The organism is Kitasatospora sp. NPDC057738 (assembly GCF_042798815.1).
GTDB classification, from domain to species: domain Bacteria; phylum Actinomycetota; class Actinomycetes; order Streptomycetales; family Streptomycetaceae; genus Kitasatospora; species Kitasatospora lactacystinica.
The window spans coordinates 40887-55323 of the sequence record NZ_JBHVJT010000037.1 but is presented as its reverse complement, the minus strand read 5'-3'; the positions used below and the strand labels follow the sequence as shown (position 1 = coordinate 55323).

The 14437-nt window shown below is 72.4% G+C and carries 9 protein-coding genes and 1 pseudogene; 7 read left to right on the top strand and 3 right to left on the bottom strand.

Annotated features, from left to right (window positions below; all coding sequences use genetic code 11):
- Positions 1 to 122 precede the first annotated feature (122 nt).
- From pulA to ACFVGO_RS21025, 3 genes and pseudogenes are all read left to right on the top strand, one after another.
- A pseudogene (gene pulA, locus ACFVGO_RS21035) lies at positions 123 to 3110 on the top strand (pullulanase-type alpha-1,6-glucosidase); the annotation flags it as partial.
- A 570-nt stretch (positions 3111 to 3680) separates the two neighbouring features.
- A complete protein-coding gene (locus ACFVGO_RS21030) occupies positions 3681 to 6008 on the top strand; it encodes a M4 family metallopeptidase (RefSeq protein WP_359896955.1) in 2328 nt (775 codons plus the stop codon).
- Positions 6009 to 6230: 222 nt separating this feature from the next.
- A complete protein-coding gene (locus ACFVGO_RS21025; protein WP_380633329.1) occupies positions 6231 to 7994 on the top strand; it encodes a carbohydrate-binding module family 20 domain-containing protein in 1764 nt (587 codons plus the stop codon).
- Positions 7995 to 8088: 94 nt separating this feature from the next.
- Here ACFVGO_RS21025 and ACFVGO_RS21020 read toward each other — a convergent pair whose 3' ends face one another.
- Complete coding sequence (locus ACFVGO_RS21020; protein ID WP_380352387.1) at positions 8089 to 8832, bottom strand: SDR family oxidoreductase; 744 nt, start codon at positions 8830 to 8832, stop codon at positions 8089 to 8091.
- Between the two features lie 396 nt (positions 8833 to 9228).
- On the opposite strand from ACFVGO_RS21020, the gene ACFVGO_RS21015 reads away from it, so the two are divergent.
- From ACFVGO_RS21015 to ACFVGO_RS21005, 3 genes are all read left to right on the top strand, one after another.
- Positions 9229 to 10284 (top strand): alpha/beta hydrolase, encoded by a 1056-nt coding sequence (locus ACFVGO_RS21015; RefSeq protein WP_380352389.1) that lies wholly within the window; start codon positions 9229 to 9231, stop codon positions 10282 to 10284.
- Positions 10285 to 10578: 294 nt separating this feature from the next.
- On the top strand, positions 10579 to 11391 hold the full coding sequence (locus tag ACFVGO_RS21010) for a hemerythrin domain-containing protein (RefSeq protein ID WP_380633327.1): 813 nt from the start codon (positions 10579 to 10581) through the stop codon (positions 11389 to 11391).
- 238 nt (positions 11392 to 11629) lie between these two features.
- Complete coding sequence (locus ACFVGO_RS21005; protein ID WP_359896962.1) at positions 11630 to 12031, top strand: hypothetical protein; 402 nt, start codon at positions 11630 to 11632, stop codon at positions 12029 to 12031.
- Between the two features lie 50 nt (positions 12032 to 12081).
- Here ACFVGO_RS21005 and ACFVGO_RS21000 read toward each other — a convergent pair whose 3' ends face one another.
- Positions 12082 to 12675: a DUF6891 domain-containing protein gene (locus ACFVGO_RS21000; protein ID WP_380633325.1), complete on the bottom strand. Its 594-nt coding sequence runs from the start codon at positions 12673 to 12675 to the stop codon at positions 12082 to 12084.
- Between the two features lie 101 nt (positions 12676 to 12776).
- Between ACFVGO_RS21000 and ACFVGO_RS20995 the strand changes: the two genes are divergently transcribed.
- Positions 12777 to 13739, top strand: coding sequence for a DUF1152 domain-containing protein (locus tag ACFVGO_RS20995; RefSeq protein WP_359896965.1), 963 nt, complete (start codon positions 12777 to 12779; stop codon positions 13737 to 13739).
- 32 nt (positions 13740 to 13771) lie between these two features.
- Here ACFVGO_RS20995 and ACFVGO_RS20990 read toward each other — a convergent pair whose 3' ends face one another.
- Positions 13772 to 14335, bottom strand: a complete 564-nt coding sequence (locus ACFVGO_RS20990; RefSeq protein WP_359896967.1) for a DUF1707 and FHA domain-containing protein — start codon at positions 14333 to 14335, stop codon at positions 13772 to 13774.
- Positions 14336 to 14437 lie beyond the last annotated feature (102 nt).

Here is a 14437-nt window from a genome sequence, read left to right as displayed (position 1 = left end):
GGGGGGGGGGGGGGGGGGGGGGGGGAGAGGAAAGCGGGTGCGGGGGGGGGGGAGGGGGGGGGGGGGGGGGGGGAGGGGGGGGCCCCCGGGCGGCCCCCCCCCCCGACCCCGGCCCGGGCAACACCCAGCCCGCGAACACCGCCGTCATCCACTACAACCGGGCCGACGGCGACTACGAAGGCTGGGGACTGCACGACTGGACCGGCGCGGCCACCCCGACCGACTGGGGCAAGCCGCTGGCGCCGGTGCGCCGCGACGCCTTCGGCGCCGTCTTCGAGGTGCCGCTGGCCCCCGGGGCGACCAGCCTCAGCTACATCCTGCACAAGGGCAACGACAAGGACCTGCCCGCCGACCAGTCGCTGGACCTCGCCGTCAACGGCAAGGAGGTCTGGATCCTCGGCGGCCGCGAGGGCTACCTGCTGCCGCAGAACCCGGCCGCCTCCGCGCAGATCGACCTCACCGGGGCCAAGGCCCAGTGGATCGACGCGAGGACCGTCGTCGTCCCGGCGACCTACGGCGCGGGCGACGAGGCCCTGGCCGGCGGCACCAGCGCCCAGCTGGTGTACGACCCGGCCGGCGGCATCAAGGCCGACAAGGGCGTGCTGACCAAGCCCGGCCAGTGGCTGCGGCTCACCCCGGTCAAGGGCGGGCCGACCGAAGCCCAGAAGGCGAAGTACCCGCACCTGGCGGGCTACCGGGCCTTCACCGTGGACGCCCGGGACGCCGCCCGCGTCCCGGCCGCGCTGCGCGGCCAGCTGCTGTTCACCGAACACCTGCCCAGCGGCGCCGTCCTGGCCGCCACCGGGGTGCAGATCCCGGGCGTGCTGGACGACCTGTACGCCGGGCGGACCGGCAAGGTGGACTTCGGGCCGGCCCACTACAACGGCAAGGTGGCGCTGTCGCTGTGGGCGCCGACCGCGCAGGAGGTCTCCGTCCAGGTCTTCGACAGCGCCACCGGGGGCACCCCGAAGACGCTGCCGCTGAAGCTCGACGACGAGACCGGGGTGTGGGAAGTCGTCCGTGACAAGCGCGAGTTGGACGGCAAGTACTACCTGTACCAGGTGAAGGTCTGGGCGCCCTCGACCCAGCAGCTGGTGGTCAACACCGTCACCGACCCGTACTCGGTGGCGCTGTCCACCGACTCCCGGCGCAGCCTGGTCGCCGACCTCGACGCCAAGGAGCTCAAGCCCGCGGGCTGGGACGACCACGCCCGCCCGCAGGCCGTCCCGCCCGCGCAGCAGCAGATCCAGGAGCTGCACGTCCGGGACTTCTCGGTGGAGGACCCCACCGTCCCGGCCGCCGAGCGCGGCACCTACCTGGCGTTCACCGAGTCGAACTCGGCCGGCATGCGGCACCTGCGGGAGCTCGCCGATGCCGGGGTGACCACGATCCACCTGCTGCCGACCTTCGACATCGCCACCGTCCGGGAGAACCGGGCCGACCAGAAGCTGCCGGCCTGCGACCTCAAGTCCCTTCCCCCGGACGGCCCGAAGCAGCAGGAGTGCGTGGCGGCCGTCGCCGCCGACGACGCGTACAACTGGGGTTACGACCCGCTGCACTACAACGTGCCGGAGGGCTCCTACGCCACCGACCCCGGGGGGACGGCGCGCACCGTGCAGTTCCGGCAGATGGTGCAGGCGATGCACGCGGCCGGGCTGCGGGTGGTGCTCGACGTGGTCTACAACCACACCGCGGCCGCGGGCCAGGCCGAGCACTCGGTGCTGGACAAGGTGGTCCCCGGCTACTACCAGCGGCTCGACGCCGACGGCAGGGTGACGACGGACAGCTGCTGCGCCGACACCGCGCCCGAGCACGCCATGATGAACCGGCTGGTGGTCGACTCGGTGACGCTGTGGGCGCGCGAGTACAAGGTGGACGGCTTCCGCTTCGACCTGATGGGCCTGGACCCGAAGTCCACCATGCTGGACGTGCAGTCCGCGCTGCGGAGGATGACGCCGGACTCGGACGGCGTGGACGGGAAGAACGTCTTCCTGTACGGCGAGGGCTGGAACTTCGGCGCGGTCGCCGACAACGCCCGGTTCGAGCAGGCCACCCAGGCCAACATGGCCGGCACCGGCATCGCCACCTTCGACGACCGGATCCGGGACGCCGCCCGCGGCGGCAACTTCATGCTGAACTCCGCCCCGCAGCAGGGCTTCGCCTCGGGCCTGTACACCGACCCGAACGGCTCGGCCGCGAACGGCACCCCGGAGGAGCAGAAGGCCCGGCTGCTGCACGGGATGGACCAGCTGAAGGTCGGACTGACCGGCAACCTGGCCGGCTACTCCTTCACCGACAGCTCCGGAAAGCCCGTCACCGGCGCCCAGGTCGACTACAACGGCGCCCCGACCGGGTACGCGGCGAAGCCCGGCGAGGCGGTGGAGTACGTGGACGCCCACGACAACACCGACCTCTTCGACGCCCTCGCGTACAAGCTGCCGACCGGCACCGCGCCCGCCGACCGGGCCCGGATGCAGGCGCTCGCGCTCTCGCTGACCACGCTCACCCAGGGCGCGGGCTTCGCCCAGGCCGGCAGCGACCTGCTGCGCTCCAAGTCGCTCGACTCCAACTCCTACGACTCGGGGGACTGGTTCAACGCGATCCACTGGGACGCCGCGGACGGCAACGGCTGGGGCCGCGGCCTGCCGATGGCGAAGGACAACCAGGAGCAGTGGACGGCCGCGCGGTCCCTGCTGGCGAACCCGAGGCTGACGGTGGGCGCGGCCGACATCCGGGCGGCCTCGGCGCAGTACCAGGAGTTCCTGCGGATCAAGCGGTCCTCGCCGCTGTTCTCGCTGCCGAGCCTGGCCGCCGTCCAGCAGCGGCTCTCCTACCCGCTCTCCGGCACCGCCGGTGAGACGCCCGGGGTGATCACCCTGCACCTGGACGGCACCGGGCTGCCGGGGGCGGAGAAGGGCATCACGGTGGTCTTCAACGCCACCCCCGCGGCGCAGGCGCAGACCGTGCCGGCCCTGCGGGGCACCGGCCAGGCGCTGCACCCCGTCCAGGCGGGCGGGGCGGACCGGGTGGTGCAGCGGTCCGGCTTCGAGGCCGCGACCGGCACCTTCACGGTGCCGGGCCGAACCGTGGCGGTGTTCGTCCAACACTGATTCGTACACTGCGACAACTCCCGGGCTCCGTACCACTGTTCAGGTGGTGCGGGGCCCGGCTCCGGTTCGGGGACGGCAAGGTTCCGTTCCGGACGCACAATGGCCGAAAACCGTTGATGGCACGGCCGGAACTGTGATGTGCCGGGTCCGCCGGGCGCTGGCGGCCGCTCTCCGCGGGGGGAAGCGGCCCTGAGTGCTGGTCACCGACCGTCGGCAGTGATCGAACTTTGTCCGGGGCATGAAAACCGTGTTCACGAGTTCGTCACGGGGTAACACAACTGACGAACCGTCCTGCATACGGTTTCGGTAATGAATCGGCCAATCCGTGGCATGCATCTGTCATTAACCGCTCGGTAGCTGCCACGATTCCCCCGGCTGTAGACGAGGGGGCCCCACCCCCCGGTGCAGCTGTTCCAGTTCAGGTGCAGCGCGTCCCGACCCTGCAAACGAGTTGTGAGCAACGCATCCGCACTCCCGTCGTACCCGGCGGGGGCCCCCACTGCGCCGCAACCGCGGCCCAGGTTTCTCTCCACCGTGCGCGACCCAGCGCCGGTCGGAAAAGGAGTCCGCATGTCCCGTTACGCTCACGCCCGGAAGGCGGCGGTTGTCATGGCCGCCTCCACCGCGCTGCTGGTCACCGGCATACCGGTGATTGCCCAGGCGGCCACGCCGGACGCGCCGGCCGCCGTCGCGGCCCAGCAGGCGAGCCGCGCCCAGCTGATCTCCGCCGCGAACCAGCAGACCGCCTCCCTCGCCCAGACCCTGGGCCTGAGCGGCACCGAGAAGCTGGTCACCAGGGACGTCATCCAGGACGCGGACGGCACCCGCCACCTGCGGTACGAGCGCACCCTCGACGGACTGCCCGTCCTGGGTGGGGACCTGGTGGTGCACCAGGCGCCCACCGGTGCGACCAAGAGCGTTGACCGGGCCAGCACCGCCTCGCTGAGCGGTGTGAGCACCACGCCGAAGCTGGCCGCGCCGGCCGCGCAGAGCGCCGCGCTCGCCGCCGAGTCGGGCACCGCGGTCGACACCGCGCCGCGCCTGGTGGTCTGGGCCGGGGACAACACCCCCCGGCTGGCCTGGGAGACCGTCGTCTCCTCCACCAAGTCGGACGGCACCCCGAGCAAGATGCACGTCGTCACCGACGCCACCAGCGGCCAGGTCATCCAGCAGTGGGACGGCATCGAGACCGGCTCCGGCAAGGGCGTCTTCGTCGGCAACGTCACCATCGGCACGACCCAGTCGGGCTCGACGTTCCAGATGAAGGACACCACCCGCGGTGGGATGTACACCACCAACCTGAACCACGGGTCCTCGGGCACCGGCACGCTGTACAGCAAGGCGACCGACACCTGGGGCGACGGCACCGTCAACAACGGCGAGTCCGCCGCGGTCGACGCCCACTTCGGCGTCGCGGCCACCTGGGACTACTACAAGAACACCTTCGGCCGCAACGGCATCCGCAACGACGGTGTCGGCGCCTACAGCCGCGTCCACTACGGCAACAACTACGTGAACGCGTTCTGGGACGACTCCTGCTTCTGCATGACGTACGGCGACGGCAGCAACAACACCGCGCCGCTCACCGAGCTGGACGTCGCGGGCCACGAGATGAGCCACGGCGTCACCGCGGCCACCGCCAACCTGACCTACTCCGGCGAGTCCGGCGGCCTCAACGAGGCCACCTCGGACATCTTCGGCACCATGGTCGAGTTCTCCGCCAACATCCCCACCGACAACCCCGATTACCTGATCGGTGAGTTGATCAACATCAACGGCGACGGCACCCCGCTGCGCTACATGGACAAGCCGTCCAAGGACGGTGCCTCGGCCGACTACTGGTCCTCCACCGTCGGCAACAAGGACGTCCACTACTCGTCCGGCGTCGCCAACCACTTCTTCTACCTGCTGTCCGAGGGCAGCGGCGCGAAGGTCATCAACGGCGTCAGCTACGACTCGCCGACCCAGGGCAACATCACGGTCACCGGCATCGGCCGGGACAAGGCCGCGGCCGTCTGGTACCGCGCGCTGACCACCTACATGACCTCCAGCACCAACTACGCCGCGGCGCGCGTCGCGACGGAGAAGGCGGCCACCGACCTGTACGGCGCCGGCAGCGCCGAGCTGACCGCGGTCAGCACCGCCTGGGCGGGCGTCAACGTCGGCACCGCGCCCAGCGGCGGCGTCACCGTCACCAACCCGGGCAACCAGTCCACCGCCGTCGGCGGTGCGGTGAACCTCCAGGTCAGCGCCACCGGTGGCACCGCCCCGCTGACCTACACCGCGACCGGCCTGCCCACCGGCCTGTCGATCTCCTCCTCCGGCGCGATCACCGGTACCGCCTCCACCGCGGGCACCTACAACGTGACCGTCACGGCGAAGGACTCGGCCGGCAAGACCGGCAGCACCAGCTTCACCTGGACCGTCTCCACCGGTGGCGGCAGCTGCACCCCGGCGCAGCTGCTGGGCAACGCGGGCTTCGAGACCGGCACCGCCACCCCGTGGACGGCGTCCAGCGGCGTGGTGGACAACAGCTCCTCCCAGGCGGCCCACGGCGGCTCCTGGAAGGCGTGGATGAACGGCTACGGCTCGACCCACTCGGACTCGCTGTCGCAGACGGTGAGCATCCCGTCGGGCTGCAAGGCGACGCTGAGCTTCTGGCTGCACATCGACACCGCCGAGTCGGGCAGCACCGCGTACGACAAGCTGACCGTGTCGGTCAACGGCACCGCGCTGAAGACCTACTCCAACGTGGACGCCGCGGCCGGCTACCAGCAGCGCACCTTCGACCTGTCGGCCTACGCGGGCCAGACGGTCACCGTGAAGTTCGCCGGGACCGAGGACGCCTCGCTCCAGACCAGCTTCGTGATCGACGACACCTCCGTCCAGACCGGCTGACCCCGGGCCGGCTCCTGACGGGCCGGTGAACCAGGACAGGTGAGGGGCCCGGCGGCTACGGCCGCCGGGCCCTTGTCGTGCCGTCCGGGGTTTCGGCCGAGGTCTTGACGGCCCTCGCGGGCGCCTCTAGGTTCGGCGCTGCAAGTTTCCGGCAAGTTGCAGAAACTTCCTGCAGGCTTCACCTCCGGCTGCCCCACCCCAGCCACCCCCTCAGGAGACGACGTGGTCACCACCGCCCCCACCCTGCCCCGGCCCTCGGCCGGGAGGACCCCCAGGCCCGCCCGCGCGGCCGGTGCGCTCGCCGCCTCGGCGGCGCTCGCGCTCTCGCTCGGCACCTCCCTGGGCGCCCCCGCCGCCCAGGCCGCCCCGCCGGCCAACAAGGGCAAGGACGTCACCGCCACCCTCTTCGAGTGGCGCTTCGACTCCGTCGCCCAGGCCTGCACCTCGACCCTCGGCCCCAAGGGCTACGGCTTCGTCGAGGTCTCCCCGCCGCAGGAGCACATCCAGGGCGCGCAGTGGTGGACCTCCTACCAGCCGGTCAGCTACAAGATCGCCGGACGGCTCGGCGACCGCACGTCCTTCAAGAACATGGTCGCCGCCTGCCACGCGGCCGGCGTCAAGGTGATCGCCGACGCGGTGGTCAACCACATGTCGGCGGGCTCCGGCACCGGCACCGGCGGTACCGCGTACACCAAGTACACCTACCCCGGCACCTACCAGGACCAGGACTTCCACACCTGCCGCCAGCCGATCACCAACTACCAGGACCGCGGCAACGTCCAGAACTGCGAGCTGGAGAACCTCTCCGACCTGAACACCGGCAGCGCGTACGTCCAGACCACCATCGCGCACTACCTGGACGACCTCGCCTCGCTCGGCGTCGACGGCTACCGGATCGACGCCGCCAAGCACATCGCCGCCGCCGACCTCGCGGCGATCAAGGCCAGGATGGCCAACCCCGCGGACTACTGGGTCCAGGAGGTCATCTACGGCGCCGGCGAGCCGGTCCAGCCCACCGAGTACACCGGCACCGGCGACGTGGACGAGTTCCGGGTCGGCACGGACCTCAAGCGGATGTTCACCACCGACAAGCTCGCCAACCTCAGCGGCTGGGGCGCCTCCTGGGGCTACCTGCCGAACGGGCAGGCGCGCGCCTTCGTCGACAACTGGGACACCGAGCGCAACGGCTCCACCCTCAACTACACCTACGGCAACACCTACACGCTGGCCAACGTCTTCCTGCTGGCCTCGCCGTACGGCGCCCCCGACATCCACTCCGGCTACTCCTTCGCCAACAAGGACGACGGCCCGCCGAACGGCGGCACCGTCAACGCCTGCTACCAGGACGGCTGGAACTGCACCCACGCCTGGCGGCAGATAGCCAACATGGTCGGCTTCCGCAACGCGGTGGCGGGCACCGGAGTGACCGACTGGTGGTCCAACGGCGGCAACGCGATCGCCTTCGGACGCGGCAACAAGGGCTACGTCGCGATCAACCACGAGGGCGGCGCGATCACCCGGACCTTCCAGACCGGGCTGCCGGCCGGCACCTACTGCGACGTCCAGCACGGCGACCCGCAGTCCGGCGGCGGCTGCACCGGCCCGACGTACCAGGTGGGCGCCAACGGGCAGTTCACCGCGACGGTCGGCGCCGGCGACGCGGTCGCGCTGTACGTCCAGTCCGGCGCGAGCGTCTCCGGCGCCTCCTTCAACGTCAACGCGACCACCTCGGTCGGGCAGAACGTCTACGTGGTCGGCGACGCGGCGGCGCTCGGCGCCTGGGACCCGGCGAAGGCCCTGCCGCTCTCCTCGGCCGGCTACCCGGTCTGGTCGCTGGCGCTGTCGCTGCCGGCCGGCACGTCCTTCCAGTACAAGTACGTCCGCAAGGACGCGAGCGGCGCGGTCACCTGGGAGTCCGGCGCCAACCGGACGGCGACGGTGCCCTCGGGCGGGACCGTCGCGCTGAACGACACCTGGCGGCCGTGAGCCGCGGGCCCAGGCCCGCCCCGGATCCCCGTCGGCCCGCTCCGGCGGGGATCCCCCGCGAGGGCGGCCGGGAGGCGGGCGGCGCGGCCGTCCGTCACCCCCGCCCGATGTACGGCATGGCCGTCGCCAGCACGGTGGCGAACTGCACATTGGCCTCCAGCGGCAGCCCGGCCATGTGCCGCACGGTGCGCGCCACGTCGGCCACGTCCATGGTCGGCTCGGGGGCGATCCGGCCGTCCGCCTGACGCACGCCCGCGCCCATCGCCGCCGTCATGTCGGTCGCCGCGTTGCCGATGTCGATCTGCCCGCAGGCGATCCGGTACGGGCGGCCGTCCAGCGACAGCGACTTGGTCAGGCCGGTGACGGCGTGCTTGGTCGCGGTGTAGGCGATCGAGTGCGGGCGCGGGACGTGCGCGGAGATCGAACCGTTGTTGATGATCCGGCCGCCCTGCGGGTCCTGCGCCTTCATCTGCCGGAACGCGGCCCGGGCGCAGAGGAAGGCGCCGGTCAGGTTGAGGTCGACGACGGCCCGCCAGTCCTCGACCGACAGCTCCTCCAGCGGGACGGCCGGGCCGAAGGCGCCGGCGTTGTTGAACAGCAGGTCCACCCGGCCGTGACGCCCGGCGGCCGCGGCGAACAGCGCGTCCACCGCCTCCGGGTCGGTGACGTCGGCCGGCACCACGTCGGCCGGGGCGGCGCAGAGCCGGGCGGTCTCCCGCAGCGCTCCGGGCCGCCGGCCGGCCAGCACCGTCCGCCAGCCGTCCGCGGCCAGTTCGACCGCCACGGCGCGGCCGACGCCGCTCCCGGCTCCGGTGACGACGGCGATCCGCTGGTTCATGGCACCCTCCTCGATGACTGTTCCCGGTCGGCCCTGGGCGTGCCCTGGAGATCGTCGCGGACCGGCGACCCGCCGTCACTGGTCAAAGCCACCAAAATCCGGACGGCTCGGCGGGAGCCCGGCGGCCACCCCCGCCATCCGACCCCCGCCGACCGGGGGGAGTGGTGAAGGCCTTTACCCGATCGCGAACAAACATTGGATTTCCGGTGGCCACCGCGCAACCGGGCCACCCGGGCCCACGTCATAAGATCGCAGGAAGGCGCACCCCCGCGAGGGGCGGCGCGCCATCGCTCCGGGGGACGCACCAGCGCTGTGCCCCCGGTCTGTCCGGCCCCACCGGGGGGCCGCCGCCCGGTCAGACGGACCGGGCGCGACATCGGTCGGAGAGTCCTCACCGTGCTTAGGCAGTCGTCCCGTTCCCGCGCCGTCCTGTCCGGCGCCGCCGTGCTCGCCCTGGCCGCCTCGCTCGCGGCCTGCGGGAGTTCCGGCGGTGGGAAGGGGGACAGCGCCAAGAGCGCCACCCCGGCCGGCGGCAGCAGCTCGGCGGGCAGCCCGAGCGCCGGCGGCACCAGCCCGGCCGCGACCGGCACCGCCACCGCGGCCTCCTCCGGCAAGGTGCTGATGCCCACCGGGCCCGCCGCCGCCCTCAACAAGGTCCGGGACACCGGCGCCGGCCCGATCATGATGACCAAGGTGACCGGCGCCAAGTCCGGCGTCACCGGCCAGGTCTGGGTCTGGCTGCCGCCCGAGTACAACGACCCCAAGTTCGCCAAGACCGGCTTCCCGGTGCTGACCCTGTTCGCGGGCGGCCAGAGCAACGGCTACAACACCTGGACCGACAACCAGCTGCCGATCCAGGAGGAGAACGAGCGGCTGGTCAAGGAGGGCAAGTCCCACCCGTTCATCATGATCATGCCGGTGCAGAACTTCAACAGCGACGAGAAGAACGCGCTGGACTGCTCCGACATCCCGGGCCAGCCCAAGATGGCCACCTGGATGGCCGAGGACCTCCCGGACTTCGTCCGCGCCAACTTCCGCACCGTGAAGGGCCGCGACGGCTGGGGCGTGATGGGCGCCTCCACCGGCGGCTTCTGCAGCGCCAAGCTCGCCCTCCAGTACCCGCAGGTCTACAAGGCCGCGGTGCCGATCGACGGCTACTTCATCCCGGACTCGGGGCTGTGGAAGGGCCACGACGCGGAGCGGGCCGCCAACAACCCGGACGTGCTGGTCGCCCAGGGCAAGGCCGACGTGAGCATGCTGGTCACCGCGGGCGGCGCCAACCCGTACGAGACCAAGGTGGTCAAGAGCTGGGTGGACAAGGCGGTCCCGCCGGTGAGCCTCCAGTACCACGAGCAGCCCGGCGGCAAGCACCTGACCTCGGACTTCAAGAAGATGATCCCGGACACCCTGGTGTGGCTCTCCGCCCACCTGGCGGGGCCGGCGGCCGACTGAGGGCCTGCCCTTCGGCTGCCCGTGCTGCCCGTGCTGCCCGCGCTGCTGCCGCACTGCTCGGACTGCCGCACTGCTCTCACCCGTACCGCCGGTGCCGGGACGCGTTCGCGCTCCCGACGCCGGCGGTCCTGCTTTCCGGCGGCTCCGAGCGGGTCGCGCCGCCCGTCCGCAGGCCCGTGACCTGCGCGTCAATCGGACATTGATTCGCTTCTGATCGACTGCGAGCACCTTGGCTGGGGCGGTCCTCCACCGGCCGCCACCACCCGCCGTGCCCCAAGCCGTGAAGAGAGTGCCATGCCGATCCACCTGGTGCCCCAGCCCGTCCCCACCGTGCCCGCGCAGGGCAAGTCCGGAGCCGCCTCGCTGGGCGCGGACACGTACGGACGGGTCGCGGCCGACGAGCCGGCCGTCCTGCGGTTCTCCGGGCTCCGCCTGGTGCACGCCGCGCTGCGCCGGGACCTCGCCCGGCTGCCCAACGCGCTGCGGCTGCTCCAGCCCGACGAGGACGACAAGGGCGAGGCCCTGCTGCGGCACTGGAACTTCATCACCGCGATGCTCACCTGCCACCACGAGCAGCAGGACACCCGGCTGTGGCCGATCGTGCGCCGCTTCGCGCCCGAGCTGCGGCTGCTGCTCAACTGGCTGGAGGACGACCACCACAACCTGGACCACTCCTTCACCCGGGTCACCACGCTGGTGCGGATCGCCAGCCGGGACACCGGCAGCGCCTGGCCGGTCGCGTACGCGATGGAGGACCTCGCGGCCCGGCTGGAGACCCACCTGCGGATCGAGGAGCGGCAGTTGCTGCCCCGGATGGAGCGGGTGATCGCCGACGGCTCCCGGCTCGGCGGGCTGGGCGAGCTGCTGGATCTGCTGCGCCTGGCCGACGGCCCCGGCACGGCGGACGCGCTGGCCTGGCTCCTGGAGGGCGTGGAGCCCGAACTGGTCGAGCGGCTGCTGGCCGAGTGCGACGACGACGTGGCCCGCAACTGGCCGCACTGGCACGCGACCTATCAGCGCTGCACCTCGCCGCTGTGGGGCCCGCCGGACGCTCCGGCCGCCGGCGCCGGTCTCGGCCTCGACGGCCTGGGGCGCATCGCGGACTGACTCCGGGGCTCTTCGCGGGCCCTTGATCTACGCGCGTGGCATGAGCCGGAGGCAGGGGACGGTGGCATATGCCGAGCCGGTCCCCAGTGCGGGGAAGAGCTCAACTCCCCACTCCCCCTAGGGGATTCGACCCACCGCTCTCGGGGTCGGGCCGCCCCGGCCGCTCCGGGCCGCACCAGGGAAGGCGTCACGCCGACGGCTGATGGCGGGCCGTGCCCGCCGCACTACCGTCGACCGCATGACCACAGCGCGCAGCACACCCGGCCCGCACCGCACCCGCCCCGGGACCCGCCTCCGACGCGGCCCCGCATTCCTCGTCGCCGGCGCCGTCCTGGTGCTCGGCGCCGGACTGACCGCCTGCGAGGGCGGCGTGGCCCTCTGCCTGGACGACCACAAGTGCACCGTCGGCATCAAGACCGACAAGGCCGACGGCACCAAGACCGTCAAGGTCTTCGGCGGCGACAACCCGATGAGGATGACCGTCGGCCACATCGGCGACAACTCGGCCGAGGTGACCGTCGGCGACGACAGGAAGACCGCCACCAAGGACTCCGAGACCTCCGTCGGCGGCGTCAGGATCACCCTGCGCAAGACGAACAAGGACGACCACTACGCCGAAGTGCACATCGAGCGGGACTGACCGCCCCGCCACGACGAAGCGCCCCGCCACGACGAAGCGCTCCCCGGCGCCTACCCCGGCAGGCGGTTGAGCCACTCCATCGGGGCGACCCGGATCGCCGTGTGCGGCGAGCCGTCCCACTCCGCCGGAAGCCCGACCGCCTCCAGTGCGGCGACCACCGCCCGCCCGACCTCCACCGTCCGGCGCTCCGACACCTCGGCCGTCTCCTCCCCGGCGCGGAACCCGCCGTAGCGCAGCATCAGCCCCCGCCCGGCGGCCGCCGCCTCGGTGTCCTGCTGGTGGAAGAAGACGAAGCCGACCGAGTCCGTCCCGGCCTCGCCGCCGATCTCCGCGTAGCCGCAGCCCGCGCAGCAGGTGAAGTCCATCGCCGCGACGATGCCCCGGTCCTCCAGCGCGTCGAAGGCGTCCGCCAGCCGGTCCACGTCGGTGGTCTCCGGCCAGGCCGCCTGCTCGGCCAGCCGCTCGGTCCACAGCGGGGCGAGGATCCGCTCCGCCTCCTCCTGCGTCAGCCCCTGGTCGTCGAGGTGCTCGACCAGGGACCCGGCCATCTCGTCCGGCTCCTGGAAGCCGCACCGGATCAACTCGCGGGCCCGCTCCTGGGCTTCGCGCAGCACGTCGGGGGTGGGAACCGTCTCCTCGGTCATGCCCGCATCCTCGCACCCGCCACCGACAACGCCCGGGCCTGCGGTGCGACGCCCGGGCCTCCGGCGCCGCCGTCCCGACACCGCCCTGCTACCGTCCGCCGGTGACTTCTCTGCTGCAACCACCGCTGATCACCCGGCTGCTGGCCGCCGAGCGCATTCTGATCGCCGGAGCCGGCGGCGGCTTCGACGTGTACGCGGGGCTGCCGATCGCCCTCGCCCTGCGGGCCGCGGGCAAGGAGGTGCACCTGGCCAACCTCTCCTTCACCCACCTCTACGGCCTGCCCCTCGACGTCTGGGCGGAGCCCGACGTGGCCCGGATCGGGCCGGACACCGCCGCCCCCGAGGGCTACTTCCCGGAGCGCACCCTGGCCCGCTGGCTGAACCGGCACGGCATGCCCGACACCGTGTGGGCCTTCCCGACGGTGGGCGTGCAGCCGCTGCGCGAGGCCTACCGCGCGCTGGTCGCCCGCCTGGGCGTGGACGCGATCCTGCTGGTCGACGGCGGCACCGACATCCTGATGCGCGGCGACGAGGTCGGACTCGGCACCCCGGAGGAGGACATGGCGAGCCTGGGCGCGGTGGCCGGCCTGTCCGAGGTGCCCGAGCGGCTGGTCGCCTGCCTCGGCTTCGGCATCGACGCCTACCACGGCGTCAACCACTCCCTGGTGCTGGAGAACCTCGCCGCGATCGACCGGGCCGGCGGCTACCTCGGCGCCTTCTCCATCCCGCGCGACAGCCGGGAGGGCGTGCTCTACCTGGACGCCGTCGAGCACGCCAGGGCCGCCTTCCCGGACCACCCCAGCATCGTCAACGGATCGGTGGCGGCGGCGCTGCGCGGCGAGTTCGGCGACGTCCGCTTCACCGAGCGGACCAAGGACGAGCAGCTCTTCGTCAATCCGCTGATGACGCTCTACTTCGGCGTCACGGTCGAGGCGCTGGCCGCCGAGAACCGGTACCTGGACCGGCTGGAGCACACCGTGGTGACCCGCCAGATCGCCACCGTGATCGCCGAGTTCCAGGACGAGCTGCCCCGCCAGCGGCCGCCCCGGCAGTTCCCGCACTGACCCGGAGCGCGGGCGCGGACGCGGAACGCCGGTCAGAACGCGGCGAGCCGGAACTCCAGGTTCCCGAACCGCACCTGGTCGCCCGGGCCGACCCGTACGCCGCCCGCTATCCGGCGCCCGTTCACATGGGTGCCGTTGGTCGAGCCGAGGTCGTACAGCACCCAGCTGCCCTGCTCGTGCCGCAGTTCGGCGTGGTGCCGGGACACCGAGGCGTCGTGCAGCCGCAGTCCCGAACCGGGGATCCGGCCGATCGTCAACTGCCCGGCCCCGGCCTGCGGCAGGCTCAGCCCCGGCAGCCGCTCGGTGCGCCAGGCCCGGCCAAGCCGGTCGCCGAAGGCGGACGCCCGCCCGACCGTGCGCAGCACGAAGCGCTCGACCGGCCCGCCGGTGGGCAGCCCGGCCACCGCCGCGTCCAACTCGCCGCGGCTGGTGGCCTGCAGGACGATGTCCATCCGGCCGAGGAAGGTGTCGTGCGAGAGTCGCCCGCTGCCCGCGCCGTCCCGCAGCACCCCGAGCGCCTGGTCCCGCTCGGCGTCGGAGGGTCGGACCGCGCCGGTCGGACCGGCCGCGCCGGTGGGGAGCTCAGGAGTCGTCATGGCCAAATTGTCGGCGCGGCCGACTCAGGCTGTCCAGATCACGCCGTGCACGGGCGCGGGGTTCGTACGTCACGGCAGTCCAGACGCCCTTTCCGGCCGGGC